Annotated in this window: 24 protein-coding genes; 11 read left to right on the top strand and 13 right to left on the bottom strand. The window is 71.6% G+C overall.

All coding sequences use genetic code 11. The annotated features are described in order from the left end of the window. Positions 1–173: 173 nt before the first annotated feature. The 7 genes from AB0D48_RS28505 to mce all read right to left on the bottom strand — a co-directional run bounded on the left by AB0D48_RS28505 (position 174) and on the right by mce (position 10,414). The gene (locus AB0D48_RS28505; RefSeq protein WP_362402976.1) at positions 174–1,010 is read right to left on the bottom strand and encodes an ABC transporter permease; all 837 of its coding nucleotides are present in this window, start codon (positions 1,008–1,010) and stop codon (positions 174–176) included. Next, positions 1,007–2,122, bottom strand: a complete 1,116-nt coding sequence (locus tag AB0D48_RS28500; protein ID WP_362402973.1) for an ABC transporter ATP-binding protein — start codon at positions 2,120–2,122, stop codon at positions 1,007–1,009. The genes AB0D48_RS28505 and AB0D48_RS28500 overlap by 4 nt, the downstream gene beginning before the upstream one ends. Before the next feature lie 152 nt (positions 2,123–2,274). Beyond that, positions 2,275–3,051: an ABC transporter permease subunit gene (locus AB0D48_RS28495; RefSeq protein WP_362402970.1), complete on the bottom strand. Its 777-nt coding sequence runs from the start codon at positions 3,049–3,051 to the stop codon at positions 2,275–2,277. Positions 3,052–3,053: 2 nt separating this feature from the next. After that, positions 3,054–4,067 carry an ATP-binding cassette domain-containing protein gene (locus tag AB0D48_RS28490; RefSeq protein WP_362402967.1) on the bottom strand — a complete coding sequence of 338 codons (1,014 nt, stop codon included), beginning with the start codon at positions 4,065–4,067 and terminating at the stop codon, positions 3,054–3,056. Positions 4,068–4,187: 120 nt separating this feature from the next. After that, positions 4,188–5,126 carry a cellulose-binding protein gene (locus AB0D48_RS28485; protein WP_030708181.1) on the bottom strand — a complete coding sequence of 313 codons (939 nt, stop codon included), beginning with the start codon at positions 5,124–5,126 and terminating at the stop codon, positions 4,188–4,190. 195 nt (positions 5,127–5,321) lie between these two features. Then, on the bottom strand, positions 5,322–9,791 hold the full coding sequence (scy, locus tag AB0D48_RS28480) for a polarized growth protein Scy (protein ID WP_362402963.1): 4,470 nt from the start codon (positions 9,789–9,791) through the stop codon (positions 5,322–5,324). 194 nt (positions 9,792–9,985) lie between these two features. Further along, positions 9,986–10,414 carry a methylmalonyl-CoA epimerase gene (mce, locus tag AB0D48_RS28475; RefSeq protein WP_215020519.1) on the bottom strand — a complete coding sequence of 143 codons (429 nt, stop codon included), beginning with the start codon at positions 10,412–10,414 and terminating at the stop codon, positions 9,986–9,988. Positions 10,415–10,551: 137 nt separating this feature from the next. Between mce and AB0D48_RS28470 the strand changes: the two genes are divergently transcribed. Together AB0D48_RS28470 and meaB are read left to right on the top strand one after the other, a co-directional pair. After that, the gene (locus tag AB0D48_RS28470) at positions 10,552–11,754 is read left to right on the top strand and encodes an acetyl-CoA C-acetyltransferase (protein WP_362402958.1); all 1,203 of its coding nucleotides are present in this window, start codon (positions 10,552–10,554) and stop codon (positions 11,752–11,754) included. A gap of 57 nt (positions 11,755–11,811) precedes the next feature. Then, positions 11,812–12,774 carry a methylmalonyl Co-A mutase-associated GTPase MeaB gene (gene meaB / locus AB0D48_RS28465; protein WP_362402954.1) on the top strand — a complete coding sequence of 321 codons (963 nt, stop codon included), beginning with the start codon at positions 11,812–11,814 and terminating at the stop codon, positions 12,772–12,774. 224 nt (positions 12,775–12,998) lie between these two features. Here meaB and AB0D48_RS28460 read toward each other — a convergent pair whose 3' ends face one another. From AB0D48_RS28460 to AB0D48_RS28440, 5 genes are all read right to left on the bottom strand, one after another. Next, positions 12,999–13,565 carry a PepSY domain-containing protein gene (locus tag AB0D48_RS28460; RefSeq protein ID WP_362402951.1) on the bottom strand — a complete coding sequence of 189 codons (567 nt, stop codon included), beginning with the start codon at positions 13,563–13,565 and terminating at the stop codon, positions 12,999–13,001. Between the two features lie 206 nt (positions 13,566–13,771). Next, positions 13,772–14,248 (bottom strand): MarR family transcriptional regulator, encoded by a 477-nt coding sequence (locus AB0D48_RS28455; protein WP_362402982.1) that lies wholly within the window; start codon positions 14,246–14,248, stop codon positions 13,772–13,774. Between the two features lie 81 nt (positions 14,249–14,329). Beyond that, positions 14,330–15,139: an AIM24 family protein gene (locus AB0D48_RS28450; protein ID WP_362402979.1), complete on the bottom strand. Its 810-nt coding sequence runs from the start codon at positions 15,137–15,139 to the stop codon at positions 14,330–14,332. 11 nt (positions 15,140–15,150) lie between these two features. Further along, positions 15,151–15,801 (bottom strand): AIM24 family protein, encoded by a 651-nt coding sequence (locus tag AB0D48_RS28445; protein ID WP_362402948.1) that lies wholly within the window; start codon positions 15,799–15,801, stop codon positions 15,151–15,153. Beyond that, positions 15,801–16,439: an AIM24 family protein gene (locus tag AB0D48_RS28440; RefSeq protein WP_215020524.1), complete on the bottom strand. Its 639-nt coding sequence runs from the start codon at positions 16,437–16,439 to the stop codon at positions 15,801–15,803. The genes AB0D48_RS28445 and AB0D48_RS28440 overlap by 1 nt, the downstream gene beginning before the upstream one ends. 183 nt (positions 16,440–16,622) lie before the next feature. Between AB0D48_RS28440 and AB0D48_RS28435 the strand changes: the two genes are divergently transcribed. The 4 genes from AB0D48_RS28435 (at position 16,623) to AB0D48_RS28420 (ending at position 18,768) form a co-directional block, all read left to right on the top strand. Then, positions 16,623–16,967, top strand: coding sequence for a DUF3817 domain-containing protein (locus tag AB0D48_RS28435; protein WP_362402944.1), 345 nt, complete (start codon positions 16,623–16,625; stop codon positions 16,965–16,967). Beyond that, the gene (locus tag AB0D48_RS28430; RefSeq protein ID WP_362402941.1) at positions 16,964–17,260 is read left to right on the top strand and encodes an MTH1187 family thiamine-binding protein; all 297 of its coding nucleotides are present in this window, start codon (positions 16,964–16,966) and stop codon (positions 17,258–17,260) included. The genes AB0D48_RS28435 and AB0D48_RS28430 overlap by 4 nt, the downstream gene beginning before the upstream one ends. A gap of 198 nt (positions 17,261–17,458) precedes the next feature. After that, positions 17,459–18,139, top strand: coding sequence for a DUF4166 domain-containing protein (locus tag AB0D48_RS28425; protein WP_362402938.1), 681 nt, complete (start codon positions 17,459–17,461; stop codon positions 18,137–18,139). Then, positions 18,136–18,768: a helix-turn-helix domain-containing protein gene (locus tag AB0D48_RS28420; RefSeq protein WP_362402935.1), complete on the top strand. Its 633-nt coding sequence runs from the start codon at positions 18,136–18,138 to the stop codon at positions 18,766–18,768. The genes AB0D48_RS28425 and AB0D48_RS28420 overlap by 4 nt, the downstream gene beginning before the upstream one ends. Before the next feature lie 75 nt (positions 18,769–18,843). Here the strand turns inward: AB0D48_RS28420 and AB0D48_RS28415 are convergent, their stop codons facing one another. Beyond that, positions 18,844–19,839 carry a DUF5937 family protein gene (locus tag AB0D48_RS28415; RefSeq protein ID WP_362402932.1) on the bottom strand — a complete coding sequence of 332 codons (996 nt, stop codon included), beginning with the start codon at positions 19,837–19,839 and terminating at the stop codon, positions 18,844–18,846. A 126-nt stretch (positions 19,840–19,965) separates the two neighbouring features. Between AB0D48_RS28415 and AB0D48_RS28410 the strand changes: the two genes are divergently transcribed. The 5 genes from AB0D48_RS28410 (at position 19,966) to AB0D48_RS28390 (ending at position 24,417) form a co-directional block, all read left to right on the top strand. Next, positions 19,966–21,216 carry an MFS transporter gene (locus AB0D48_RS28410; protein WP_362402930.1) on the top strand — a complete coding sequence of 417 codons (1,251 nt, stop codon included), beginning with the start codon at positions 19,966–19,968 and terminating at the stop codon, positions 21,214–21,216. A gap of 21 nt (positions 21,217–21,237) precedes the next feature. Continuing rightward, on the top strand, positions 21,238–21,747 hold the full coding sequence (locus tag AB0D48_RS28405; RefSeq protein ID WP_362402926.1) for a MarR family transcriptional regulator: 510 nt from the start codon (positions 21,238–21,240) through the stop codon (positions 21,745–21,747). A 44-nt stretch (positions 21,748–21,791) separates the two neighbouring features. Further along, positions 21,792–22,121, top strand: a complete 330-nt coding sequence (locus AB0D48_RS28400) for a DUF3817 domain-containing protein (protein WP_362402923.1) — start codon at positions 21,792–21,794, stop codon at positions 22,119–22,121. Between the two features lie 75 nt (positions 22,122–22,196). Next, positions 22,197–23,897, top strand: a complete 1,701-nt coding sequence (locus AB0D48_RS28395) for a methylmalonyl-CoA mutase family protein (RefSeq protein WP_362402920.1) — start codon at positions 22,197–22,199, stop codon at positions 23,895–23,897. A 49-nt stretch (positions 23,898–23,946) separates the two neighbouring features. Further along, positions 23,947–24,417 (top strand): hypothetical protein, encoded by a 471-nt coding sequence (locus AB0D48_RS28390; RefSeq protein WP_362402917.1) that lies wholly within the window; start codon positions 23,947–23,949, stop codon positions 24,415–24,417.

The raw sequence follows: 24,417 nt of genomic DNA, 5'->3' as shown, positions 1-24,417 counted from the left end.
CGCTCCTCGTCCGTCAGCACCAACTCGGCCTTCGGCCGCCCCATCGCCATACCGAAAGCCTACAACTGAACAGAACTCCAGACTCAGAACACTAGGTCGCCTCGTCAAAGTCCCGTCTGGCTGGCCTTCGCTGCTTTGACGACCCTCCCCAGGGGCCCTGTCCGGGCGCCCGTTCACACGTCCCGGCGGCCGACCACCACGTACGAGGCCGCCACCGCGCCGCCCGCGACCAGCAGGATGAGCGTCATGTGGGCGAGGCCGGCGGGCGCCGCGGCCGTCTCCGAGCCGCCCTCCGACATGCCGAACAGCTGCATCATGGCCACCGGAGCGTTGTACCGGAGGATCAATTGCCCCAGGGGGGCGGCCGACTCCCAGGCGCTGAGCATGCCGCCTATCGCCGGCGGCAGCGTGACGAGGCCCAGCATCACCGCGACCGCCCCGGCGGAATGCCGCACGAGCGCGCCGACGGCGAGCGCGAGCACCCCGAGGAGGGTGACGTAGAGGATGCCGGCCAGCGCCCCGAACCACTCGGCGGCCGCGTGGGGCCCGGCGGCGGAGCCGTTGTGCACGAGCGCCGCGGCCAGCCCGACCAGGAAGACCGACCCGGCGGTGACGAGGAAGGCCGTGACGCTGAAGACGAGGTACTTCGCGGTGAGCACCCGGTGCCGCTCCGGTGCGGCGGTGAAGGTGGTCCGCACCAGTCCGGTTGCGTACTCCGAGGTGATCGTCAGGACGCCGAGGACGATCACCGCGAGCTGCCCGATCAGCAGGCCGAAGAGGGCGGGCGTGGTGAAGGAGATGCCCGCGTAGTCCTGGTCCTGGGTCTGCACCACGAACAGCAGGCCGGCGCCGACGACGGTCAGCACGAGCGAGCCGAGCGTCCACAGCGTGGAGCGGACCGAGATCAGCTTGGTCCACTCCGAGGCCAGGGCGTGTCCCAGGTGCGGCCGCGGTGTCGGCAGCGGCGAGCTGTAGCTCTTCGGCTGGTCCGCGGTCGTCGGCGGGGTCATCGGGCTTCCTCGGAGTCGTTCTGGGCGGCCTGGGCGAGCTCGCCGGGGTTGTCCGGCATCAGGAAGGGCCGGCTGCCCGCTCCGGGTGGCGGGGGAGCGAAGAACCCCGTCCGGGGGATCTCGGGGGCGGCAGGTTCGTCCTCCCATGCCGGGACGGTCAGCGGTTCCGGCTCCCACAGCTCGGCACGCGGGTCGTCGGTGGAGGTGTACTCCAGGGAGGACTGGGTCATCCGCATGTACGCCTCCTCCAGCGAGGCCCGGTGCGGCGAGAGCTCCCACAGCCGTACGCCGGCCTGGTGCGCGAGGTCCGAGATGCGGGGGAGCTCCAGCCCGGTCACGCGCAGTGCTCCGCCGGGCTCCTGGAGGACCCGCCCGCCCGCCTTGGTGAGGGTCGCACCCAGCGTCTCCCAGCCATCTGGATCAGTGTCGGCCGCGCGTACCCGAGCGAATCCGGCCGAGTTGTGCGTGATGAACTCCTGGGTGCCCATGTCGGCCAGCAGCCGTCCCCGGCCGATCACGATCAGGTGGTCGGCGGTGAGCGCCATCTCGCTCATCAGGTGCGACGAGACGAGGACGGTACGTCCCTCGGAGGCGAGTCGGCGCATCAGGTTGCGGACCCAGAGGATGCCCTCGGGGTCGAGCCCGTTGACGGGCTCGTCGAACAGGAGCACCTGGGGGTCCCCGAGCAGGGCGGTGGCGATGCCGAGCCGCTGGCCCATGCCGAGCGAGAAGCCCTTCGTACGCTGCCGGGCGACGTCATGGAGGCCGACCACGGCCAGCACCTCGTCCACCCGCTTCTCCGGGATCCCGGAGAGCTGGGCGATCGAGAGCAGGTGGGTGCGGGCCCGGCGGCCGCCGTGCACTGCCTTGGCGTCGAGCAGGGCTCCGACGTGCCGCTGGGCGTTCGGCAGCTCCCGGAAGGGGAGGCCGTTGATCGTGACATGGCCGGAAGTGGGCCGGTCGAGGCCAACGATCATGCGCATGGTGGTGGATTTCCCGGAGCCGTTGGGCCCCAGGAAACCGGTCACGTGACCCGGCCTGACCTGGAACGACAGCTGGTCGACGGCGGTCTTGGCGCCGAAGCGCTTGGTCAGGCCGACTGCCTCGATCATTTTGCTGCCCCTTACCAGGCCGGGACGACTTTCGCCCGCGTAAGGGTTAAGAGGATATCGAGTCTCCTGTGGTTCCGTCCCGGGCCGGATCCCTGAGCTGCCCCTGAGACCGACCCGGGCATCACCCGTAGTCCCTCAGGAGGGTGCGGACGTCACGCGTCCCTCTTCTTGAGGACGAGGTAGCCCCCGAGTACCGAGGCGGCCACCCACAGCAGCATGATCCCGAGACCGCCCCAGGGGCCGTAGGGCGTCTCGGAGCTTCCCATGGCGTCCGGCACGATCTGCATGATCTTGGATCCTGCCTTGTCGGGCAGGTACTGGCCGTACTTACGGGTCGCTTCGAAACCGCTGAGGAGGTTCGAGACGATCAGGAAGAACGGGATCAGGATGCTGATCGAGGCGACCGAGCTGCGCAGCATGGCGGCCACGCCCATGGAGAACAGGGCGAGGAGCGCCATGTACAGGCCGGCGCCGATCACCGCGCGCAGGACGTTCTCCCCGTCGATGCCGATGCCGTGGTTCCCCAGGATCGCCTGGCCGAGGAAGAACGACACGAAGCTGGTGAGCACTCCGACCAGCAGGGCCAGCGCCGTGGCCACGGCGAGCTTGCCCAGCAGGAAGCGCCCGCGTCCGGGTACGGCGGCCAGTGAGGTGCGGATCATGCCCGAGCTGTACTCGGTACTGACTACCAGCACCCCGAAGACGATCATTGCCAGCTGGCCGAACTGCATCCCGCTGAAGCTGAGCAGGGTGGGGTCGAACGTGGCCCGTTCGATCTCGCTCATGCTGTCGAAGCCCGCGTTGACCAGGGCGCAGAAGATGGCACTGAACCCGACGGTGGCGATGAGGGCGAGGGCGAGGGTCCAGCTCGTGGAGGCGACCGTACGGATTTTGGTCCACTCGGACTGGAGGACGGCGGAGAAGGCCATGCTCACTCACCGCCCTTGCGCGTCGCCTCGTAGCCGGCGCCCCAGCCGGGGACGTCGGCCGGCCGGGAAGGATTGTCGGCGGCCATGCCCACGGGCACGGGCGCGCCCGGCGCGTGGGCGTGGTACTCGACGGAGTCCGCCGTCATGCGCATGAACGCTTCCTCCAGTGAAGCCCGTTGCGGGCTGAGTTCGTGCAGCACGATCTGGTGCTGGGCGGCCAGCTCGCCGAGCCGCTCCGGGCCCACGCCGTCGATCTCCAGCGCGCCGGTGGCCGGCACGCTGATGGCGTCGATGCCCGCCTCGTGCAGGACGTCCTTGAGCCGCTCCTGCTGGGGCGAACGCAGCCGGACGTAACTCCGCGAGTTCTGGTGGATGAAATCAGCCATCGACAGGTCTGCCAGCAGCTTTCCCTGACCGATGACGACCAAATGGTCCGCCGTCAGGGCCATTTCGCTCATGAGGTGGGAGGAGACGAAGATCGTCCTTCCCTCCGCAGCCAGCCCCTTCATGAGATTCCTGATCCAGAGAATTCCCTCCGGGTCCAGACCATTGACGGGTTCGTCGAACATCAGGATTTTGGGATCACCCAGCAGTGCGGAGGCGATTCCCAGCCGCTGGCCCATGCCCAGCGAAAATCCTTTCGACTTCTTCTTCGCGACGGGCGTCAGGCCGACCAGGTCCAGCACCTCGGCGACCCGGCGCTGCGGGATCCGGTTCGACTGGGCCAGGCAGAGAAGGTTGTTGTATGCAGTTCGGCCACCGTTCATCGCTTTCGCGTCCAGCAGTGCCCCGATGTATTTCAGCGGTTCCGGCAGGTCCCGGTAGTGCTTCCCGTCGATCCGGACCGTACCGCTGGTCGGGTTGTCGAGGTCGAGCATCATGCGCATGGTCGTGGACTTCCCCGCCCCGTTGGGGCCGAGGAAGCCGGTCACCACCCCCGGTCTGACCTGGAAGCTGAGGTTGTCCACGGCGGTCTTGGCGCCGAATCGTTTCGTAAGGCCCTCGAGCTCGATCATGCGGGCCACGCTAGAACGCCGAGGGGCCGCACGCCACCTCAAACAGGTGACATGCGGCCCCACATGTGCCCTTTTCGCTACCAGCGAGTAGACACCGGCCCTCCGAACGGTGCTGTACTGCTAGCGGCTCTGCTGTGCCGGGACCCCGCGCGAGACCGGCTCGTCGTCGACGATCGGGTTGGCCGCCGCGACGGCCGCACCGGTCAGCGTCGCCAGCATCTCGCGGACGTTGGTCAGCTGCGCGTTGATGGAGTCGCGGCGGTTGGTGAGTGCCGCCAGCTCGCGCTCGGACTCGCTGCGGATACGGTCCGCCTTGGCGTTGGCGTCGGCCACGATGTCCTCGGCCTGGCGCTGCGCGGTCTCCACGGTCTGACGAGCACGGCGCTCGGCGTCCGTACGCAGCTTCTCGGCCTCCAGGCGCAGCTGCTCTGCGCGGTGCTCGATCTCCGCGAGGCGCTTCTCGGCCTTGGCCTGACGCGAAGCCAGGTCGCGCTCGGACTGCTCACGGCGCTTGGCCAGGTTGGTCTCGAAGTCCGCGGCGGCCTGGGCGGCCTTGGCGCGGGTCTCCTCGAACAGGGCGTCGGCCTCCTCGCGCTTGGAGGCCGCGTCCTTCTGGGCCTCGGCGCGCAGGGTGGAGGCGTCGCCCTTGGCCTTCTCGACGATGCGGACGCCCTCGTCCTCCGCCTTCGACTTGCGGTCGGCGGCGAACGACTCGGCGTCGTTGCGCACCTGCTGGGCAGCCGACTCGGCCAGCTCACGGTGCTGCTCGGCCGCGCGACGGGCCTCCTCGCGCAGGTCCTTCGCCTCCTCCTCGGCCAGGCGCAGGATCTTCTCGACCCGGGCGCCGAGGCCGGCGTACGACGGCTCGGCGTCGTTCACCTGGGCCTGGGCGTTCTGCGTTTCGAGGTGCAGCTCCTCGATCCGCTTTTCCAGAGAGTTGATACGTCCAAGGGCGCTGTCGCGGTCGGAGACCAGCTTGGTAATGCGGTCGTCCACCTGACCGCGGTCGTAACCACGCCGCACGAGCTCGAAGCCGAAGGGGGAGGAAGTGTCGCTCATGGGGTTCCTGTCGAATGAGACCGATGAGGTGCTACGTGAGGTGTCTAAGGGGAATCCTAGGCGCCAGGGCGGCGTGTCATCGAGTCAATCCACGTTTGATCTGGACAATGACACCCCTTTTGAGTGGCAAGGCGACAGAATGCTTGTCACCCGTTCGCCTGAACCTTCATCAGGACCACACAATCCGCGCGCTGACTACCCCTCCGACGACTTGCCACCCGAACGAGTGGAACCCGCTGCCGCGCCGGCCTTCACGCCCCCCGCACCCTGGCCGCCGACCGTGGGCTTTCCGCCACCCGAAGGCGCCTCGAATGATTCCAACGCCTCTAGAACGTCCTGGACACGGGAGATCTCCGCCTGGATGTCCTCGCGGCGGCGCACCAGTACCTCCAGCTCACGACGGCCTTCCTCGACGAGACGTTCGGCCTCCGCCGTCGCCTCCGCGAGGGCCCTCTCGGCCTGCCTGGCCAGCTCGGCCTTCTTCTGCTCGGCCTCCTTCAGCAGCGCCTCGGCCTTGCGCACCGCGGCGATGCGCACCTTGCTCGCCTCGCTGCTCGCGTCCGACACCAGCGCCTTGGCCTTCGCCTCGGCTTCGACGCTCTGCTCGGTGGCAGCCCGTACCAGCTTGTCGACGCGCTCGCCGGCCGACTTCATCTGCTCGGCCGACTCCCGGCGGGCCCGCTCGTGCAGCTCCTCGACCTCGGACTCGACCCGGGAGCGCAGCTCCTCCGCCCGCTCCCTTATGGCCGACGCGTCCGTGCGCGCCCCGACCAGCAGTTCGTCCGCGTCCGTACGGGCCTTCTCCACCAGGGAGTTGCCCTCCACGGTCGCCTCCGAGGTGATCCGCGCGGCCTCCTTGCGGGCCGCGTCGACCATCGCGTCGGCCTGCTCCTCGGCGGCCGTGGTGGCGGCCAGCGCCTGCTTGCCCGCCTCGGCGGTGAGCTTGTCGGCCTCGGCCGAGGCCTCGGTGATGAGCCGGTCGACCTGCTCCGCGGCCTCGCTGCGGCGCTTGTTGGCCTGCTCGCGGGCCTCGTCCAGCAGCCGCTCGGACTCCGCGCGGGCCTCCGTACGGATGCGCTCGGCCTCGTTCGCGGCCTCCGCCTTGACCCGCTCGGCCTCCGACCGGGTACGCGTCGCGTGCTCCTGTGCCGAGGACAGCGCCTCCGACGCCTCCGCGCGCAGCCGCTCGGCCTCGTTCGCGGCCTCGCCGACCGTGCGCTCGTTCGCCTTGCGGGTCTCGGTGGTGAGCTTGTCGGCCTCCGACGCGGCCTCGGTGATGAGCCGGTCCGCCTGCTCGGCGGCCTCGGTCCGCAGCCGGTTGGCCTCGGCGCGCGCCTCGTCCAGCGTCTGCTCGGACTCCCGCTCGGCGCTCGCCAGGGTCTCGTTCGCCGCGACCGTGACGCGGTCCGCCTCCGCAGTGGCCTCGCCGATGATCCGGCCGCCCTCCGCACGGGCGTCGTCCAGGGTCCGCGCCGCCTCGGCGCGCAGCCGCTCCGCCTCCGCGGCGGCTTCGCCGACCGTGAGTTCGTTGGCCGCGCGGGTCTCGTCGACCAGCCGGTCGCCCTCGGTACGGGCGTCGACCAGCACCCTCGCCGCGTCCCGCTCGGCCGCGGCCAGCGTGTCCGCCGCCTGCTTGATGAGCCGCTCGGCCTTCGCCGTCGCCTCGCCGACCGTCGCGGCGTTGGCCGCCCGGGTCTCCTCGGTGAGCCGCTCGGCCTCGGCGCGCGCCTCGTCCAGGGTGCGCGCCGCTTCGGCGCGGGTGGCCTCCGCCGCGGCCGCCGCCGCGGCGGTGATCCGCTCCGCCTCGGCGGTCGCCTCGCCGACCGTGGCCGAATTCGCCGCCAGGGTCTCCTCGGTGAGCCGCTCGGCCTCCGCCGTCGCCTCGGCCGTGATCCGGGAGCCCTCGGTGCGCGCGGCCTCCAGAGCCTCCGCCGCCTCGCCACGGATGCGGTTCGCGTCGTCCCGGGCGTCCGCCCGGGTACGGGCGGCGTCCCGCTCCGCCGCCGCCAGCGCGTCCGTGGCCTCGGTCCGTACCCGCTGGGCGTACTCGGCCGTGTCGCCGCGCAGTTGCTCGGCCTCGGCGATCGCGTCGCCGACCGTCCGCTCGGCCAGCGCCTTCGCCGCGTCCGTCTCGGCACGCGCCTCGCTGCGGATCCGGTTGGCGTCCTCGGTGGCCCGCTCCCGTTCCGCGTGCGCGTCGGCGCGGACCCGCCCGGCCTCTTCCTCGGCTTCGGTCCGGGCGCGCTCCGCCGCGTGCTCGGCCGCGCTGCGCAGTCCGGCGACCTCCTCCTCGGCCTGCTCGTGCAGCCCGGCCACGGAGTCCCGTACCTGCTGGGCGGTGGCCTCCGCCGCCGCCACGACCTCGGACGCGCGCCGCTCGGCCTCCTCGGTCAGCCAGACCGCCTCGGCCTGCGCCTCCTCGGAACGCTTGCGGGCCTGCGCCAGCAGCTCCTCGCTCTGCTCCCGGGCCTGGGCCCGCTCGTTCTCCGCGTCGGTCCGCGCCGACGCCAGGGTCTCCTCGGACTCCCGGCGGCGCCGGGTGGCCTCCTCCTGCGCGGCGGCCAGCGCCTCCGCGGCCTCCGCGGCGACCCGCTCGGCCGCCGCCTTCGCCTCGGCGCGCAGCCGGTCCGCGGTCTCCTGCGCCTCGGAGCGCACCCGTTCGGCTTCGGCCTCGGCCTCGCCGGTCAGCCGTACGGCGGCCTGCTCGGCCTCCGCGCGCACCCGGCCGGCGTCCTGCGCCGCGTCGGTGCGCAGCTGGTCGGCCTCGGTCTCCGACTGCGCCTGGAGGGTGCGGATCCGCTCCGCCGACTCGGCGCGCAGCCGGTCGGTCTCCTCGCCGGCCTCCCGGCGGATGTTCTCGGCCGCGGATCGGGCGTCGCGCAGCGTCTGCTCCGCCGTGCCCAGCCGGTTCTCGGCTTCCGTGTGCAGCCGTACGAGTTCCTCGTCGGCCTCCGCCCGCTTCGCGGCGAGGGCCTGCTCGGTCTCCGCGCGCCGGGCGAGAGCCGCCGCGTCCGCCTCGGCCCGTACGGCTTCCGCCTGCTCCTCGGCGTCGGCGCGCAGCCGCTCCGCCTCGGCGCGGGTCCGTTCCAGGGTCTCCTCGGCCTGCCGGCGCAGGGTGGTGGCCCGCTCGACGGCCTCGGCGCGGACCCGCTCGCTCTCGGCGGTGGCCCCGCCGCGCAGCTCGTCCGCGTCCGCCTTGGCCTTGCCGAGGAGTTCCTCGGCGGTCTTGGCCGCCTCCTCGATCTGCTGGACCGCCTCGCGGCGGGCCTCGCCGCGGATCCGCTCGCCCTCGGCGACGGCCTCGGCGCGCAGCTGCTCGGCCTCGCCGCGCAGCCGCCGGGCCTCCGCCTGGAGTTCGACCGTACGGGCCCGGTACTCCTCGGTGTCGTCCTTCGCAGCGCCCTTGAGCTCATCGGCCGTGGCCGCCGCCTGCAGGCGCAGCCGCTCGGCCTCCGCCTCGGCCTCGCGGCGGATCCGTTCGGCTTCCTCGGACGCGGCCTTCGTGGTGGCCCGGGCGTCCTCCGAGGCCTTGTTCAGTACGTCCTCGGCGGTGCGGGCGGCCTTCGCCAGCTGCGCCGCGGTGTCCTCGGCCGCGGCCGTACGGGCTTGCTCGCCGGCCTCGGTGCGCAGCCGCTCGGCCTCGGCGCGGGAGTCGGCCAGGGCCTGCTCGGCCTCCGCCTTGAGGGCCTCGGCCTCCTTGGTGGCCTCGCCGACCAGCCGCGCCACCTGCTCCTTGGCGGTACGGGTGCGCTGCTCGTTGACGGATTCCGCCGAGGCGAGCTGCCGGGCGGCGCTCTCCTTGGCCTCCGCGAGGACCTTCTCGGCGGCGGCGCGGGCCTCGCGCAGCGCGGCGTCGGCCTCCTGCACGCGGGACTCGGCCACCCGGCCGAGGTCGAGGGTCTGCTGACGGGTCTGCTCCGCCTCGGCGGAGGTGGTGGAACGCAGGCGCTCGGCGTGCTCGGTGGCCTCCTGGGCCTGCGCGGAGGCGGCGGTCAGCAGCCGCTCGGCCTCCTTGCGGGCGCGCAGCAGGGTGGCCTCGGCCTCCGCACGGGCGGCCTCGGCGTCGGCGGCCATCCGGCGCCGGGTCTCCTCGGCGACCCGGGCGGCCTCGGCGCGGGCGGCGTTCAGGGACTGCTCGGCCTCGGCGCGGGACTCTTCCATGAGCCGGCGCGCCTGGGACTCCGTACGGGCACGCAGCTGCTCGGCCCAGGCCACGTTCTCGTTGACGTGCGCCTCGACTGTCTGGCGGCGCTCGTTGAGCTCCTGGTCCAGCCGCTGGCGGCGGTTGACGGCCTCGGCGTGCAGTTCGGCCTGCAGGCGCGACTGGTGCTCGGCGTGCTCCTGGAGGATGCGCTGGGTCTGCGCCCGGGCGTCGCGCAGCTCGCGCTCGGCGTCCGAGCGCATCTGGTCGGCCTGGATCTGGGCATTGCGGAGCAGCTGCTCCGCCTGGTACCCCATGTCCGCGCCGTCGTAGGCGGGGCGGGACGCCAGACTGCGGCGTACCTCGTGGAGCTTGGCGCGCAGCACCTCGACCTGGTATCCCAGGTCCTCAGCGTGCTGGACGGCCTTCCCGCGCTCCTTCTTCAGCCGCTCCATCTCGGCCTCGAAGCGCGAGAGGTGATCGGCCTCGGCCTGATGGCTCTCCTGGCTTTCGTAGCCCCGCACAGCGCGGTCCCATCCGTCCCCTGGTCGCAAGCTCACTCCCAAATGAGCATCGCTCGCCCGCTGAACGACGCCCCCGGGGGAATGGTGTCAGATACCGGGGCAGGGGTCACAGGCCCCGACCCCCGTCTCCGCACCGAACCCCGGCCGAGCCATGGCCACTCTACCGGCCGGGGAATCGGGCCATCAGTGGTCCATCAGTGCTCGGGGTTGGAGGTGACGAGTTCGGTGAGGACTCCGTGGCAGTCCTTGGGGTGCAGGAAGGTGATCGAGGAGCCCATGGAGCCGGTCCGGGGCTGGTCGTACAGGACGCGGACGCCCTTGCCGCGGATGGCCTCCGAGTCGCCCTGGACGTCCTCGGTGCCGAAGGCGATGTGGTGGACGCCCTCGCCGTTCTTCGCCAGCCACTTGCCCACCGCGGAGTCCTCGCGGGTGGGCTCCAGCAGCTGGAGGTAGGAGGCGCCGCCGTCGGACGTCTCGTTGATCTTGAGCATGGCCTCGCGGACGCCCTGCTCCTCGTTGACCTCGGTGTGGAAGACCTCGAACCCGTACGTGGCACGGTAGAACTCGACGGTCTTGTCCAGGTCGAAGCAGGCGATCCCGATGTGGTCGATCCTTGTCAGCATGGGACCAGTGCACTGCCGAGGAGGGTGGTTACGCAACGTGCCAGCGATCACACCGGCAGCCCGGTGACGGCGCGGGTACCGCTCAGTACATTCAGGTAAACCCTCGTTCACTCCTCATCCTCAAGGGGCTGTGCCTCATGTCCGGATCGAACAACACCACCTCAGTGATCGTCGCCGGGGCCCGCACGCCCATGGGGCGGCTGCTCGGCTCGCTGAAGTCCTTCTCGGGTGCCGACCTCGGCGGCTTCGCCATCAAGTCCGCGCTGGACCGGGCCGGAATCTCCGGCGACCAGGTGCAGTACGTGATCATGGGGCAGGTGCTCCAGGCCGGTGCGGGCCAGATCCCCGCCCGCCAGGCCGCGGTCAAGGCCGGCATTCCGATGAACGTCCCCGCCCTGACCATCAACAAGGTGTGCCTCTCCGGGCTGGACGCGATCGCGCTCGCCGACCAGCTGATCCGCGCCGGCGAGTTCGACATCGTGGTGGCCGGCGGTCAGGAGTCCATGACGAACGCCCCGCACCTGCTGCCCAAGTCCCGCGAGGGCTACAAGTACGGCGCCATCGAGATGCTCGACGCGATGGCCTACGACGGTCTCACCGACGCCTTCGAGAACATCGCGATGGGCGAGTCCACCGAGAAGCACAACACCCGCCTGGGCATCGAGCGCGCCCCGCAGGACGAGTTCGCCGCCGCTTCGCACCAGCGGGCCGCGACCGCCCGGAAGAACGGCGTCTTCGAGGCCGAGATCACCCCGGTCGAAATCCCGCAGCGCAAGGGCGAGCCGGTCGTCTTCTCCCAGGACGAGGGCATCCGCCCGGAGACCACGGCGGAGTCCCTGGGCAAGCTGCGCCCGGCCTTCGCCAAGGACGGCACCATCACCGCCGGTACCTCCTCGCAGATCAGCGACGGCGCGGCCGCAGTGGTCGTGATGAGCAAGGCGAAGGCCGAGGAGCTGGGCCTGGAGTGGCTCGCCGAGATCGGCGCCCACGGCAACGTGGCCGGCCCCGACAACTCCCTGCAGTCGCAGCCGTCGAACGCCATCCAGCACGCCCTGAAGAAGGAGGGCCTGGAGGTCGCCGACCTGGACCTCATCGAGATCAACGAGGCCTTCGCGGCGGTCGCCGTGCAGTCAATGAAGGACCTCGGCGTGACGCCGGAAAAGGTGAACGTCAACGGTGGCGCCATCGCCCTGGGGCACCCGATCGGCATGTCCGGCGCCCGCGTGGTGCTGCACCTGGCGCTGGAGCTCAAGCGCCGTGGCGGCGGGGTCGGCGCGGCCGCGCTGTGCGGCGGCGGTGGCCAGGGCGACGCCCTGATCGTCCGCGTGCCCAAGGCGTAGCGAGGGCCCAGCAGCACCCGCCCGTACCCGTACGAGAACCCGAGGAGCGCAGCACGTATGACGGCGGTGGACGTCCCCCAGCTGGTGGCCCAGGCCCGTGAGGGCCGGCCGAGAGCGGTGGCCCGGCTGATCTCGCTGGTGGAGGGGGCGTCCCCGCAGTTGCGCGAGGTGATGGCGGCGCTGGCCCCGCTCACGGGCAACGCGTACGTGGTGGGGCTGACGGGGTCGCCGGGCGTGGGCAAGTCGACCTCGACCTCGGCGCTCGTGTCGGCGTACCGGAAGGCCGGGAAGCGGGTCGGCGTGCTCGCCGTCGACCCGTCCTCGCCGTTCTCCGGCGGGGCACTGCTCGGCGACCGGGTGCGGATGTCGGACCACGCCTCCGACCCGGGGGTCTACATCCGCTCCATGGCCACCCGCGGCCACCTGGGCGGTCTCGCCTGGGCGGCTCCGCAGGCGATCCGGGTACTGGACGCGGCAGGCTGCGAGGTGATCCTGGTCGAGACGGTCGGGGTCGGGCAGTCGGAGGTGGAGATCGCCGCTCAGGCGGACACCTCGGTCGTGTTGCTGGCGCCCGGGATGGGTGACGGGATCCAGGCCGCGAAGGCGGGAATCCTGGAGATCGGCGATGTGTACGTGGTGAACAAGGCCGACCGGGACGGCGCCGACGCCACCGCCCGGGAGCTGAACCACATGCTGGGCCTGGGCGAGTCCCGCGGGCCGGGGGACTGGCGTCCCCCGATCATCAAGACCGTCGCCGCGCGGGCGCAGGGCATCGACGAACTCGTCGAGGCGCTGGAGAAGCACCACGCGTGGATGGACGAGCGGGGGGTGCTGGCCGAGCGGCGTACGGCGCGGGCCGCGTGCGAGGTGGAGACGATCGCGGTGACGGCCCTGCGGGCCCGGATGGCCGATCTGCACGGGAACGCCCGGCTCGAAGCGCTGGCGGCCCGGGTGGCCGGGGGCGAGCTGGACCCGTACGCCGCCGCCGACGTCCTCCTGGAGACGCTGACGGAGGCATGAGCCTGCGGGCGCGGCCGGTCGACCCTAGACTGGCGAACGCCCGGAATACCCCGATGCAGGGAGTGGCTCATGGCCAAGCGCGGCAACAAGAAGCGAGCACGCAAGAAGAAGAAGGCGAACCACGGCAAGCGTCCCAACGCCTGACCGACCGCCTGAGCAGTACCCGAGCACTACGGCAGGAGCCGCGCCCCTTGACAGGGGCGCGGCTCCTGCCGCATGTGCGGTCAGCCGTTGTCGTCCTCGTCGCCGTCCGAGTCTGAGCCCGAGGTGACCTTGGCGGTCGTGGCGTCCACGGAGGCGTCCCACGTCTTGCCGTCGGCCGTCTTGCCCTCGACGTGCCAGTACGGGGCCTTGCCGTTGTCGTCATCGTCCCATTCGACCGACCAGACCTGTCCCGAGCGGGCCGCCAAAGCCGCCTTGGCGGCCTGCTCGGCGGTGACCTTGGCCGCGCGCAGGGCGGCGGTCTCGCTGCTGTCCTCGCCGGTGTCCTTGTTCTGCGTGGCGACCGCGCCGCTGACGGCGTTCACTTCCAGCTCGGCGTGGCCCTTGCCGTCCTTGCTGACCACGTCCACGTGCCAGGTGGAGCCGTCCTTGTCGAGGGACTCGACCACGCCGGGGTAGTGCTTCAGGGCGGCCGCGGCCGCCCCCTCGGCGGTGACATCGCCCCGGGCGGCGGTGGCCGCCGCGACGGTTCTCGCCGTGTCGGCGGATGCCGCTGCCGCGGCCGCCACCGGGCCTCCCGCCATCAGGGCGACGGATACGGCTGCGGAGACGTACAGATTGCGCTTCATGGCTGACCTCCTCAGGCCGGCCGGACCGCGTGCGGTTGCCCGGCGGGCGGCCGGCAGCGAGTGTTCCCGCCCATTGTCCGGCCGATCACCGAGGAGGGCGCGGCGACCTCGGCCTGGGGCCCGGAGGGCGCGGCGATCCCGGGCCGTGAGGCCGGCCCTCAGGCCTTGCCGCGACCCCGGGGGCTGCAGCGCCCGGAGGCCGGCCCTCAGGCCTTGCCGCGGTTGCCCCGCAGGTGGTCCGCCACCGGGCTCAGCGATTCGCGCAGCGCCGCCAGGGCCTCGGGCGGCAGCAGGTCGATGAAGTGCCGGCGGACGGACGCCACGTGGTGCGGGGCGACCTTGCGCATCGTCTCCATGCCCTCGTCCGTGAGCACCGCGAACAGACCCCGGCGGTCGGACTCGCAGTTCACGCGGCGGACCAGGCCCGCCGCCTCCATGCGCGTGATCTGGTGGGACAGCCGGCTCTTGGACTGCAGGGTGGCGGTCGCGAGATCGCTCATCCGCATCCGGTGTTCCGGCGACTCCGAGAGGTTCACGAGGATCTCGTAGTCGTTGTTGGTGAGACCGAAGGGCTGGAGGTCCTTTTCCAGCTGGTGCATCAGCAGTCTGCTGACGTCCAGGTGGGTGCGCCAGGCGCACTGCTCGGCGTCGGTCAGCCAGCGCGTGGCCGTCTCGGTCTCCATGGTCTCCATGAGTGAACTCTACCTAAGAAGTTGAATTACGTACAAAAATGGGGCGGCTGAACGGGTTCACGGGCTGCGGGGTCACAGACCGAATCGGCGCTGGAGATCACCCAGCTGCCCCGGCATCCGCGGCACGCCCAGCTGCCCCAGCGGACCCTGGCCCGCCCCGGCCCCCGGGACGCCCTGCGCGTTGCCCGTGGCCGCGCCGGCGCCGACCGCGCCGACCGCCTGCTCCGCCATCAGCATCTCCGACGACTGCAGCAGGACCGTACCCGCCCCGACGAACTCGAACTGGTGCTCCTCGCCCGAGGTGCCGCCGATGCCGGTCAGTGAGCGCAGCCCGCCCATCACGCCCGACATGTAGCCGTGGTCGTAGTGGTGGCACGGCGAGGGGCAGTCCGCCCAGCCCACCAGCGCCTGCGGGTCCACGCGCAGCGGCGGCTCCATGAACACCACCGGTCCGTTGGACGCCGCCACGAACTTGCCGGTTCCGATCAGCGTCAGGAAGCCCGGGACGATCGACTGTTTCAGGGCGAGGGAGGGCTGGTACGCGAGCAGGTTGCCCGACCGGATCGTCAGGTTCCCGTTCTCCAGGTCGTACGAGTTCACGTCGAAGGCCCGGTCGGCCAGCAGCATCTTGCCCTGGCCCTCGGCCACCACCCAGTCGCTCGCGTGCAGCGGCGAGTGGAAGCTGGTGCGCAGCAGCCGGTCGAAGCGGCCGTTGCCGATGCCGTTGAACTCGATGCTCCCGTAGTACGAGATCATCTTGCCCTTCTGCAGGAACCACTGGCTCCCCTTGAGCTCGACGCAGAAGGTGTACGCGTTCACGTTGTCGTCGGAGGGCAGGGTGTACGGGTCGAAGACGGTCGGGCCGCCGGGTCCGCCCGCCACGGGACCAAAGTTCACAGCTTCTCCTCCGACGCCTGTACGTACACCGCGCCCTGGCCGGACAGCTCCAGCTGGAACGCCTCGCCCGAGCCGCGCCCCACCATGTCGCGCCAGCCGAGCGCGGTGGAGAGCTTGTTGCGGACGTCGCCGTGGTGGGCGACGTACGCCTGCGGGTCCACGTGGACCGGGCGCTGAGGGGTGATGGGGAGCTCGATGACCCCGCCGTGGGCCATCACGGCGACCGCGCCGTGGCCCTTGAGGGTGGTCGTGAACAGTCCCTGGCCGGTCACCTGGCCGCGGACCATGCCCATGACCCCGCCCTGCGAGCCCATGAACATCGTGCCCTGCTGGAGGGTGCCGTCGAAGGCCAGCAGCCGGTCGGCCTCGACGTAGAGCGTCTCGCCGGTCAGGTTGATCACCTGGATGTGGTGGCCGCCGTGGCCGAACATCACGGTGCCGCTGCCCTCGACCGTCATCAGCGGGGTCTGCTCGTTCGCCACCCGGCGCCCGATCATGCCCATCACCCCGCCCTGACCGCCGGTCAGGCTCGGGGTGAAGGAGACCTCGCCGCGGTACGCGAGCATCGCGCCGCGCTGGCTGTACATCCGCTGCCCGGGAATCACCTGGGCCTCGACCATCTTCGAGTTGATCTCGCGGAACGGCATCAGATGTCGCCCCCGATGGTGTTGCGCTCGCTGGGCTGCACGTACACCAGGCCCTCGCCCTCGAAGCGGATCTGGAAGGACTCGCCGGAGCCCTCGCCGATCAGCGTGCGGAAGTTGACGCCGGACTGGAAGGACTGCTGGAGGTTGCCGGTGTGCGCGATGTACGCCCCCGGGTCGACGGAGAGCGGGTACTGGGCGCTCACGCGCAGCACCACCGCCGGGCCGTCGGACATGATCGCCGCCTGGCCCGAGCCCTCGACGGTCGTGGTGAACAGGCCGTTGCCCGTCGTCGCACCGCGCAGCCCGGTGAAGGTGGTGCCGGTGCGCAGACCGGCGTCGGTGCAGAGCAGGTTGCTGGACTCGACGTAGAGCTTCTCGCCGCGCAGGCTGACCAGATTGATCTCGCTCGCGCGGTCGGCGAAGAAGCAGGTGCCGTGCCCCTGCACTTCCATCACGGTCATCTGCTCGCCGGTCAGCCGGCGGGTCACCATTCCGCGGAGGCCTTCGCCGCCGCCGGTCATCTTCTTGAAGGCCATCTGACCGTCGTACGCGACCATGGAGCCGTTCTTCGCTTTCACGGCATCCCCGGTCAGGTCGACGGCGAGCACCTTGCTGCCTTGGAGTCGGAACTGAGCCACGGGATGACGTTATCGGCAGCGGGCGGGCGCGAACAGGGTCCCGTGGCCGATATGCGCCACACCCGGGCGGTAACGGGCGTCCTGCGGGTGCGTTTCCGGGGTCCGCGGAGCGGGGCCGGGGTCAAGATCCCGCAAAGCGGCTGAGACACTGGAACGCCCTGGCACCCACCCCGAAGGTTCCCCGTGGACATAAAGACCGCCTCCGCCCTGCACCGGCTGCGCCTCATCTCCGTCCCGGAGGCGCTGTCGTTCCCGGCCCTGCTGATCTTCGGCTCGCTGCTGAGCCGGATCTCGGACATCGACTACCTGATGATGCCGCTCGGCATCATCCACGGGATCCTTTTCGTCATCTACGCGCTCTTCCTGCTGGATGTCTGGAACAAGGCGAAGTGGCCGGTCAAGAAGGTCGCCCTGTTCTTCGTGCTGGCGCTGCTGCCGTTCGGCGGCCTGTACGGCGACCGGCTGCTCAAGCGGGACGAGGCCGACAGCGTGATCGCGGCCCGCGCGCGTGCGGCGGCCGACGCGTGATCGTCGCGTTCTCCGTGACCCCGCTGGGTGTCGGCGAAGAGGTCGGGGAGTACGTCGCCGACGCGGTCCGCGTTGTCCGCGAGTCCGGGCTGCCCAACCGCACCGACGCCATGTTCACCACCGTCGAAGGTGAGTGGGACGAGGTCATGGACGTGGTCCGGCGCGCGGTGGCCGCGGTGGAGGCGCGCGCGCCGCGGGTCTCCTTCATCCTGAAGGCCGACATCCGCCCCGGCGTCTGCGACGGGATGACGTCGAAGGTGGAGACGGTGGAGCGGCACCTGGCCGGAGGCTGAGCGCCCCGCCCCGCCGTCTTCGCTCAGCGCCCCCGGCCTGCCGGCCGGGGGCGCTTCTGCGTGTGCGGCGCCCCATGCAGGGCTCGGCCTCGGACCGCGCCTCAGGCTCCGTCCCGGCCCCGGGGGCTATTGAGCGATCGCTCAAACTCACCTAGGGTGCGGTTTGATCGGTCGCTCAAATGGAACCCTGGAGGACTCATGACCTCGATCTTCCGCGCGCACATGGGTGCCGACTTCGACCGTCTGCACCCGCAGATCCAGCGCCGGTTCTCGGTCGGGCTGGAGAGCGGGGAGGGGTGCGTGGGGCGCGGCACCATGGACCGGATCTGGCACGGGCCGGGCTTCGTGAAGCCCTTCCTGAGGATCGGCGGGAAGCGGAACATCCTGGTGCCCCGGGAGGGCCGGGACGTGCCGTTCGTCATTGAGAACCTCCCGTACCTCGACTCCTTCGGGCGCGAGACCGTCACCTTCGTGCGGACCTTCCAGCTGCCCGGCGGGCCCCACCGCTTCGACGCCACGATGGTCCACAGCCCCGAGCGGGACTGCGTCCTCGACTACCTGGGCACGCACCAGCACCTCGCCAGCGACCTCCACATGCGCGCCGAGTCCGACGGCTCGCTGCTCATCCGCTCCGGCGAACACCGGTTCCGCGAGGGCCCCGTCGACGTCCGCGTTCCCGAGTTCATCGGCGGCGACGCCGAGGTGCGGGAGTCCTTCGACGAGGCCACCGGCCGGTTCCGGATCCGGGTGCGGGTGGTCAACCGGCGCTTCGGCCCGCTCTTCGGCTACGAGGGCTCCTTCACCGCGGAGTACGTCGACGCCCGCGCTCACGGGGTCCGGCCCGGCCTGCGGCCCGTGCGCGAGGAGGCCCGGGCGTGAGCGCCGCCACCAAGGAGAAGCTCCTCGAAGGAGCCCTGCGCACCCTGGTCGAGCAGGGCATCGCCAAGACCTCCGCCCGGACCATCGCGGCCACCGCCGGCGTGGGGCAGGGGCTGATCTTCTACCACTTCGGCTCCGTCGACGAACTGCTTGCCGCAGCCTGCCGGTTCGGCGCCGAGCGGCGCGTGGCGGTCTACCGCGACCGGCTCGCGGAGCTGAGCAGCCTCGCCGGACTGCTGGAATTCGGCCGCCGGATGCACGCCGAGGAGCGGGCCGCCGGACAGGTCGCCGTGCTCGGGCAGCTGCTGGCCGCAGGGCAGACCTCGCCCGCGCTCGCCGCGGCCACCGCCGCCGGGCTCGCGCTGTGGATCGAGGAGCTGGAGACGGTGCTCGCCCGGCTGCTCGCGGCGACCCCCCTCTCCGGGTTCACCGACCCGGCGGGACTGGCCCGGGCCGCCGCCGCCTCCTTCGTCGGCATCGAGCTGTACGAGGGCGTGGACCCGCAGGGCGCCGGCCGGGCGCTCGACGCCCTGGAGCAGCTCGCCGTGCTCGCCCAGGCGCTGGAGGGTCTCGGGCCGCTGAGCCAGCGCGCCGTCCGGCACGGCCTGCGGCGCGGCGCCCGCGACTGAGATGGAACGGGGGCCGGGGTCCGCCTTTTGCCGCCGTACGGCACGCTGTTGGCGCCGTACGGCACCGTGTGCGGGTCAGGGCGACGCGTCGCCCGTGGTGAGGGCGATGGCCAGCGGGGTCCGCTCGTAGAGGACCTGATGGCCGTGGCGGGCGGAGACGAGCAGGCCCGCCCCTTGCAGGACGCTCAGGTGCGCCGAGACGGTGGACGGGGCCAGCCCGAGCCGATGGGCCAGGGCCGTGGTGGAGGCCGGCTCGTGCAGAGCGCACAGCACGTCCGCCCGGGCCCGGCCCAGCAGGCGGGCCAGCGCCTGCGGGGTCGGCCCCGTCGAAGCGGTCCACAACGCGCCGACGCCCCGCGCCGGGTACACGAGCGTCGGCTGCCACGGCGGGTCGTAGCCGCCGACCACCTCCGGCCAGACGAAGGCGCTCGGCATCAGCAGCAGCCCCTGCCCTTCCAGCGCGCGGTCGTGGTGCGCGGGCCGTTCGATGGTCAGCGTCGCCGTCTCCTCGTACCACCGCAGGTCCGGATGGAGCCCGTCGAACAGCGCTTCCAGCCCGCCCGCCGCGAGGCGCCGCGAGTGGAAGACGATGTCCGCCTCCAGCAGTCCGCGCAGCCGCGGCCAGTGGGGGGCGACCAGCGCCTCCCAGGCCCGCGCGGTGAGATCGGCCAACTCCCTTACCGCCCGCGCCGGATCCGCGAGCATGCGCTGCCCGATGTCGCTCTCCAGGGCGCCCGGGGTGCACACCAGGGAGAGCCTCAGGTCCTCCCGCGCCGCCTCCGGGTCGGCGGCGCGCACCCGCACCAGCTCCTCCTCGAAGGTGACGGAGGGTCCGAGCGGCGACGGGCTGAGGAAGTCCGGATGGTGCCCGGCCCGCGGCATCAGCAGCCACAGCGGACGCAGGTCCAGCCCCTCGGCGGCCGCCCGGACCTGACGCAGCCACGGCAGGTGGTAGGCCTGCCGGGCCGGCCGGAGGAGGGTCCGGACCGCCTCCTGCGTCTCCCAGCGCGGAGACACGGCGAAGCGGCACCGCAGCAGGTCGCCGGGCCCGAACCGGTAGTGGAATCCCATCGCGGCCCTCCCCGTCCCCTCCGCGTCGGCCGAAGATCCGTACCGGATTCGTGCCGGATTCATGCCGGATTCGCGCTGGGACGAATCTCTACCGGTCCCACGGTAGCCGCGGCGAAGCTGCCGGACATGGCAACGGCAACCCCCAGCCCCACTTCCACCGGCTACCGGGCCGTCTTCCGGATCAGGGAATTCCGCCCCGTCTTCGCCGCACACCTGCTCTCCGTGCTCGGCGTGGTCGTCGCCGAGATATCCCTCACCGTCCTCGTCTACCGCGCCACCGGCTCGCCGCTGATGAGCGCCCTCACCTTCGCCCTCGGCTTCCTCCCCTACGCCCTCGGCGGCACCCTGCTCGCCGGGATCGCCGACCGGCACCCCGCCCGGCGGGTCCTCGTCGGCTGCGACCTCGTCTGCGCGGCCTGCGCCGCCGCCATGGCCCTGCCGGGCACCCCCGTCGCGCTGCTCCTCGTACTGCGCTGCGCGACCGCCTTCGTGGCACCGCTGTTCCAGGGCGCCCGCGCCGCCTCCCTCGCCGACATCCTCGGCACCGGCGACGCCTTCGTCCTCGGCCGCTCGCTGCTGCGCATGGTGGCCCAGAGCTCCCAGCTCATCGGCTTCGGTCTCGGCGGGCTGCTGCTCACCGTCCTCGCACCGCGCGGGGCCATCGCCCTGACCGCCGCCGGATTCCTGGGCTCCGCGCTCCTGCTGGGCCTCGGCACCCGCAGCCGCCCCGCCCGCGGGGGCTCCCGCGAGTCCTCGCGCGGCGGGATGCGCGCCGTCCTCGGGGACCGCCGGATCAGGGTGCTCACCCTGCTGTTCTGGCTGCCGCCCGTCTTCGCCGTCGTACCGGAGGCTCTCCTCGCTCCGTACGCCGCCGGCATCGGCGCGGGAACCGCGGTGCTCGGGCTGCTGATGTGCGCGCTGCCCGTCGGCACCATCGCCGGTGAACTCTGGGCCGGCTCCGCACTCACCGCCCGAACGCGTTCCCGGATCACGGCCCCGCTCGTGGCTGCCGGACTGCTGCCGCTCCTGCTGTACGCCGCGCGGCCCGGCGTACCGCTGGCACTCACCGCGCTGCTGCTCGCCGGGCTGGCCAACGCCTACACCCTCGGCCTCGACCAGTGGTACCTCGACGCCGTCCCCGAGGACCTGCGCGGCCGCGCGATGACCCTGCTCAGCACCGGTGTGATGGCCCTCCAGGGCGTTGGCATGGCCCTGGCCGGCCTCGCCGCCGAGTTCCTGCCCGTGCACCAGGTCGTCACCGCCTCCGGGATCCTCGGCACGGCCGTCGTCCTGCTGCTGCTCGCCGAACTCCGCGCCTGCGCCCGCGCCGCGGAGTCCGAGCGGCCGAGGAGTGAGACGGGACTCGCCGCCAAATGACCGCCCGGTAGGGTCTGGTCCGTGCCCAAGCCGCTCAGCCTTCCCTTCGATCCCATCGCCCGCGCCGACGAACTCTGGCGGCAGCGCTGGGGGCCGGTGCCCTCGATGGCCGCCATCACCTCGATCATGCGGGCGCACCAGATCCTGCTCGGCGAGGTCGACGCGGTGGTCAAGCCGTACGGTCTGACCTTCGCGCGGTACGAGGCTCTGGTGCTGCTCACCTTCTCCAAGGCCGGCGAACTGCCGATGTCGAAGATCGGCGAGCGGCTGATGGTGCACCCGACGTCGGTGACGAACACCGTGGACCGGCTGGTGCGGTCGGGGCTCGTCGACAAGCGGCCCAACCCGAACGACGGCCGCGGCACCCTCGCCTCCATCACGGACAAGGGCCGCGAGGTCGTCGAGGCCGCCACCCGGGACCTGATGGCGATCGACTTCGGCCTCCGCGCGTACGACGCGGAGGAGTGCGCGGAGATCTTCGCGCTGCTGCGCCCGCTGCGGGTCGCCGCCGCGGACTTCGAGGAGAAGTAAGCCCGGGTAAAGATCGCTCAAAACGGACGGTTAGGCTCGTCCGCATGAAACGAAGCGTGCTGACCCGCTACCGCCTCATGGCCTACGTGACCGCGGTCATGCTCCTGATCCTCTGTGCCTGCATGGTGGCGAAGTACGGCTTCGACACCGGCGCCGACCTGACCTTCGCGGTCTCGCAGGCCCACGGTGTCCTCTTCATGGTCTACCTGGTCTTCGCCTTCGACCTGGGCTCCAAGGCGCGGTGGCCGTTCGGCAAGCTCCTCTGGGTCCTGGCGTCGGGCACGATCCCGCTGGCCGCGTTCTTCGTCGAGCGCAAGGTCCGCGCCGAGGTCGAGCCCCTGGTCAGCGACGGGCTCGCGACCTCCGAGGCCTGATCCTCGCCGCCCCCGGGGCATCTCCCCGGGGGTTGCCATCGACATTTACTAGGACGTCCTAGTAAATTGATGGGTATGGACGCAGACGCCATCGAGGAAGGCCGCCTTCGCTGGCAGGCCCGTTACGACAAGGCCCGCAAGCGCGAGGCCGACTTCACCACGCTCTCCGGCGATGCCGTCGATCCGGTCTACGGGCCCCGGCCCGGCGACGCGTACGAGGGATTCGAGCGCATCGGGTGGCCGGGCGAGTACCCGTACACCCGAGGCCTGCACGCGACCGGCTACCGCGGCCGGACCTGGACCATCCGGCAGTTCGCCGGGTTCGGGAACGCCGAGCAGACCAACGAGCGCTACAAGATGATCCTGGCCGCCGGCGGCGGCGGGCTCTCGGTCGCCTTCGACATGCCCACCCTCATGGGGCGTGACTCCGACGACCCCCGCGCCCTCGGCGAGGTCGGCCACTGCGGCGTCGCCATCGACTCCGCCGCCGACATGGAGGTCCTCTTCAAGGACATCCCGCTCGGCGACGTCACCACCTCGATGACCATCTCGGGCCCCGCCGTGCCCGCCTTCTGCATGTACCTGGTCGCCGCCGAGCGCCAGGGCGTGGACCCGGCCCTCCTCAACGGCACGCTCCAGACCGACATCTTCAAGGAGTACATCGCCCAGAAGGAGTGGCTCTTCGAACCCGAGCCGCACCTGCGCCTCATCGGCGACCTCATGGAGTACTGCGCGAAGGGCATCCCGGCCTACAAGCCGCTGTCCGTCTCCGGCTACCACATCCGCGAGGCCGGAGCCACGGCCGCGCAGGAGCTCGCGTACACCCTCGCCGACGGATTCGGCTACGTGGAACTCGGGCTCTCGCGCGGCATGGACGTGGACCACTTCGCGCCCGGCCTCTCCTTCTTCTTCGACGCGCACCTCGACTTCTTCGAGGAGATCGCCAAGTTCCGTGCCGCGCGCCGGATCTGGGCCCGTTGGATGAAGGAGGTCTACGGAGCGAAGAGCGAGAAGTCCATGTGGCTGCGCTTCCACACGCAGACCGCCGGCGTCTCCCTCACCGCCCAGCAGCCGTACAACAACGTCGTGCGCACCGCCGTCGAGGCCCTCGCGGCCGTCCTCGGCGGTACGAACTCCCTCCACACCAACGCCCTCGACGAGACCCTCGCGCTGCCCAGCGAGCAGGCCGCCGAGATCGCCCTGCGCACCCAGCAGGTGCTGATGGAGGAGACCGGCGTCGCCAACGTGGCCGACCCGCTGGGCGGTTCCTGGTACGTCGAGCAGCTCACCGACCGCATCGAGGCGGACGCCGAGAAGATCTTCGAGCAGATCAGGGAGCGCGGGCTGCGCGCCCACCCCGACGGGCAGCACCCCATCGGGCCGATCACCTCGGGCATCCTGCGCGGCATCGAGGACGGCTGGTTCACCGGGGAGATCGCCGAGTCGGCCTTCCAGTACCAGCGGGCGCTGGAGAAGGGCGACAAGCGGGTCGTCGGCGTCAACGTCCACCACGGGTCGGTCACCGGGGACCTGGAGATCCTGCGCGTCAGCCACGAGGTGGAGAAGGTACAGGTCCGGGAGCTGGCCGAGCGCAAGGGCCGGCGCGACGACGCCAAGGTGTCCGGCGCGCTGGCCGCGATGCTGGACGCCGCCCGGGACGGGTCGAACATGATCCCGGCCATGCTGGACGCGGTGCGGGCCGAGGCCACGCTGGGCGAGATCTGCAACGTGCTCCGCGAGGAGTGGGGCACCTACACCGAGCCGCCGGGCTTCTGACCTCCCATCCGCTGGAACGGCCGGTCATGGCGCCCGTACCGTGGGCTGCATGACCGGCCTTTCCGTGCCCGTACGGGGCGTCAGCGCGCGCGTGGTGATGAACAGGGGCGGCTGCGGCGGCCACTACGCCTACGTCGTGGCCGACTTCGAGCCGCCGGGGCCGGAAGGGACCGAGATCCTGAACCTGGCCCCGGAAGAGCGGCTGCCCGCCGAGTTCCTCGCGGCGGTGCGCGACGGCATAGAGGTGGGGCTGGACGGGGTCGCGGCCGCCGTCCTGATCACCGACGGCGGTGTCTACTGGCCGGACGCCCGTGACATCGGCTACCGGACGGCTGGGGCGCATGTGGCCCGGGGCGCCCTCGTCGCGGCCGGGCTGCGACCGGCGGAGGAGGCGGACGCGCTGCGCTGGGCGAGCTGGCCGGGCCGCCGGCGGCCCTGGCCGGGGGACAACCCCCGGGCGGCCGCGCTGGCGGAGCAGGTCCGGGAATCCCGGCGCCGCTCGGGGGCCTGGACCTTCTGA

It is taken from the genome of Streptomyces sp. NPDC048269, assembly GCF_040652395.1.
GTDB lineage: Bacteria > Actinomycetota > Actinomycetes > Streptomycetales > Streptomycetaceae > Streptomyces.
Note: the sequence above shows the minus strand (reverse complement) of the source record. Positions and strands in the feature narration are given on the sequence as shown.

Bases quoted from the DNA above. Each gene is read 5' to 3' on its own strand.
- AB0D48_RS28500 (WP_362402973.1), bottom strand. From the start codon at position 2,122: ATGATCGAGGCAGTCGGCCTGACCAAGCGCTTCGGCGCCAAGACCGCC.
- AB0D48_RS28410 (WP_362402930.1), top strand. From the start codon at position 19,966: ATGGCAACGGCAACCCCCAGCCCCACTTCCACCGGCTACCGGGCCGTC.
- AB0D48_RS28490 (WP_362402967.1), bottom strand. From the start codon at position 4,067: ATGATCGAGCTCGAGGGCCTTACGAAACGATTCGGCGCCAAGACCGCC.
- AB0D48_RS28495 (WP_362402970.1), bottom strand. From the start codon at position 3,051: ATGGCCTTCTCCGCCGTCCTCCAGTCCGAGTGGACCAAAATCCGTACG.
- AB0D48_RS28485 (WP_030708181.1), bottom strand. From the start codon at position 5,126: ATGAGCGACACTTCCTCCCCCTTCGGCTTCGAGCTCGTGCGGCGTGGT.
- AB0D48_RS28415 (WP_362402932.1), bottom strand. From the start codon at position 19,839: ATGGGATTCCACTACCGGTTCGGGCCCGGCGACCTGCTGCGGTGCCGC.
- AB0D48_RS28395 (WP_362402920.1), top strand. From the start codon at position 22,197: ATGGACGCAGACGCCATCGAGGAAGGCCGCCTTCGCTGGCAGGCCCGT.
- AB0D48_RS28425 (WP_362402938.1), top strand. From the start codon at position 17,459: ATGACCTCGATCTTCCGCGCGCACATGGGTGCCGACTTCGACCGTCTG.
- AB0D48_RS28400 (WP_362402923.1), top strand. From the start codon at position 21,792: ATGAAACGAAGCGTGCTGACCCGCTACCGCCTCATGGCCTACGTGACC.
- AB0D48_RS28505 (WP_362402976.1), bottom strand. From the start codon at position 1,010: ATGACCCCGCCGACGACCGCGGACCAGCCGAAGAGCTACAGCTCGCCG.
- AB0D48_RS28390 (WP_362402917.1), top strand. From the start codon at position 23,947: ATGACCGGCCTTTCCGTGCCCGTACGGGGCGTCAGCGCGCGCGTGGTG.
- meaB (WP_362402954.1), top strand. From the start codon at position 11,812: ATGACGGCGGTGGACGTCCCCCAGCTGGTGGCCCAGGCCCGTGAGGGC.
- AB0D48_RS28470 (WP_362402958.1), top strand. From the start codon at position 10,552: ATGTCCGGATCGAACAACACCACCTCAGTGATCGTCGCCGGGGCCCGC.
- AB0D48_RS28460 (WP_362402951.1), bottom strand. From the start codon at position 13,565: ATGAAGCGCAATCTGTACGTCTCCGCAGCCGTATCCGTCGCCCTGATG.
- AB0D48_RS28455 (WP_362402982.1), bottom strand. From the start codon at position 14,248: ATGGAGACCGAGACGGCCACGCGCTGGCTGACCGACGCCGAGCAGTGC.
- AB0D48_RS28445 (WP_362402948.1), bottom strand. From the start codon at position 15,801: ATGCCGTTCCGCGAGATCAACTCGAAGATGGTCGAGGCCCAGGTGATT.
- mce (WP_215020519.1), bottom strand. From the start codon at position 10,414: ATGCTGACAAGGATCGACCACATCGGGATCGCCTGCTTCGACCTGGAC.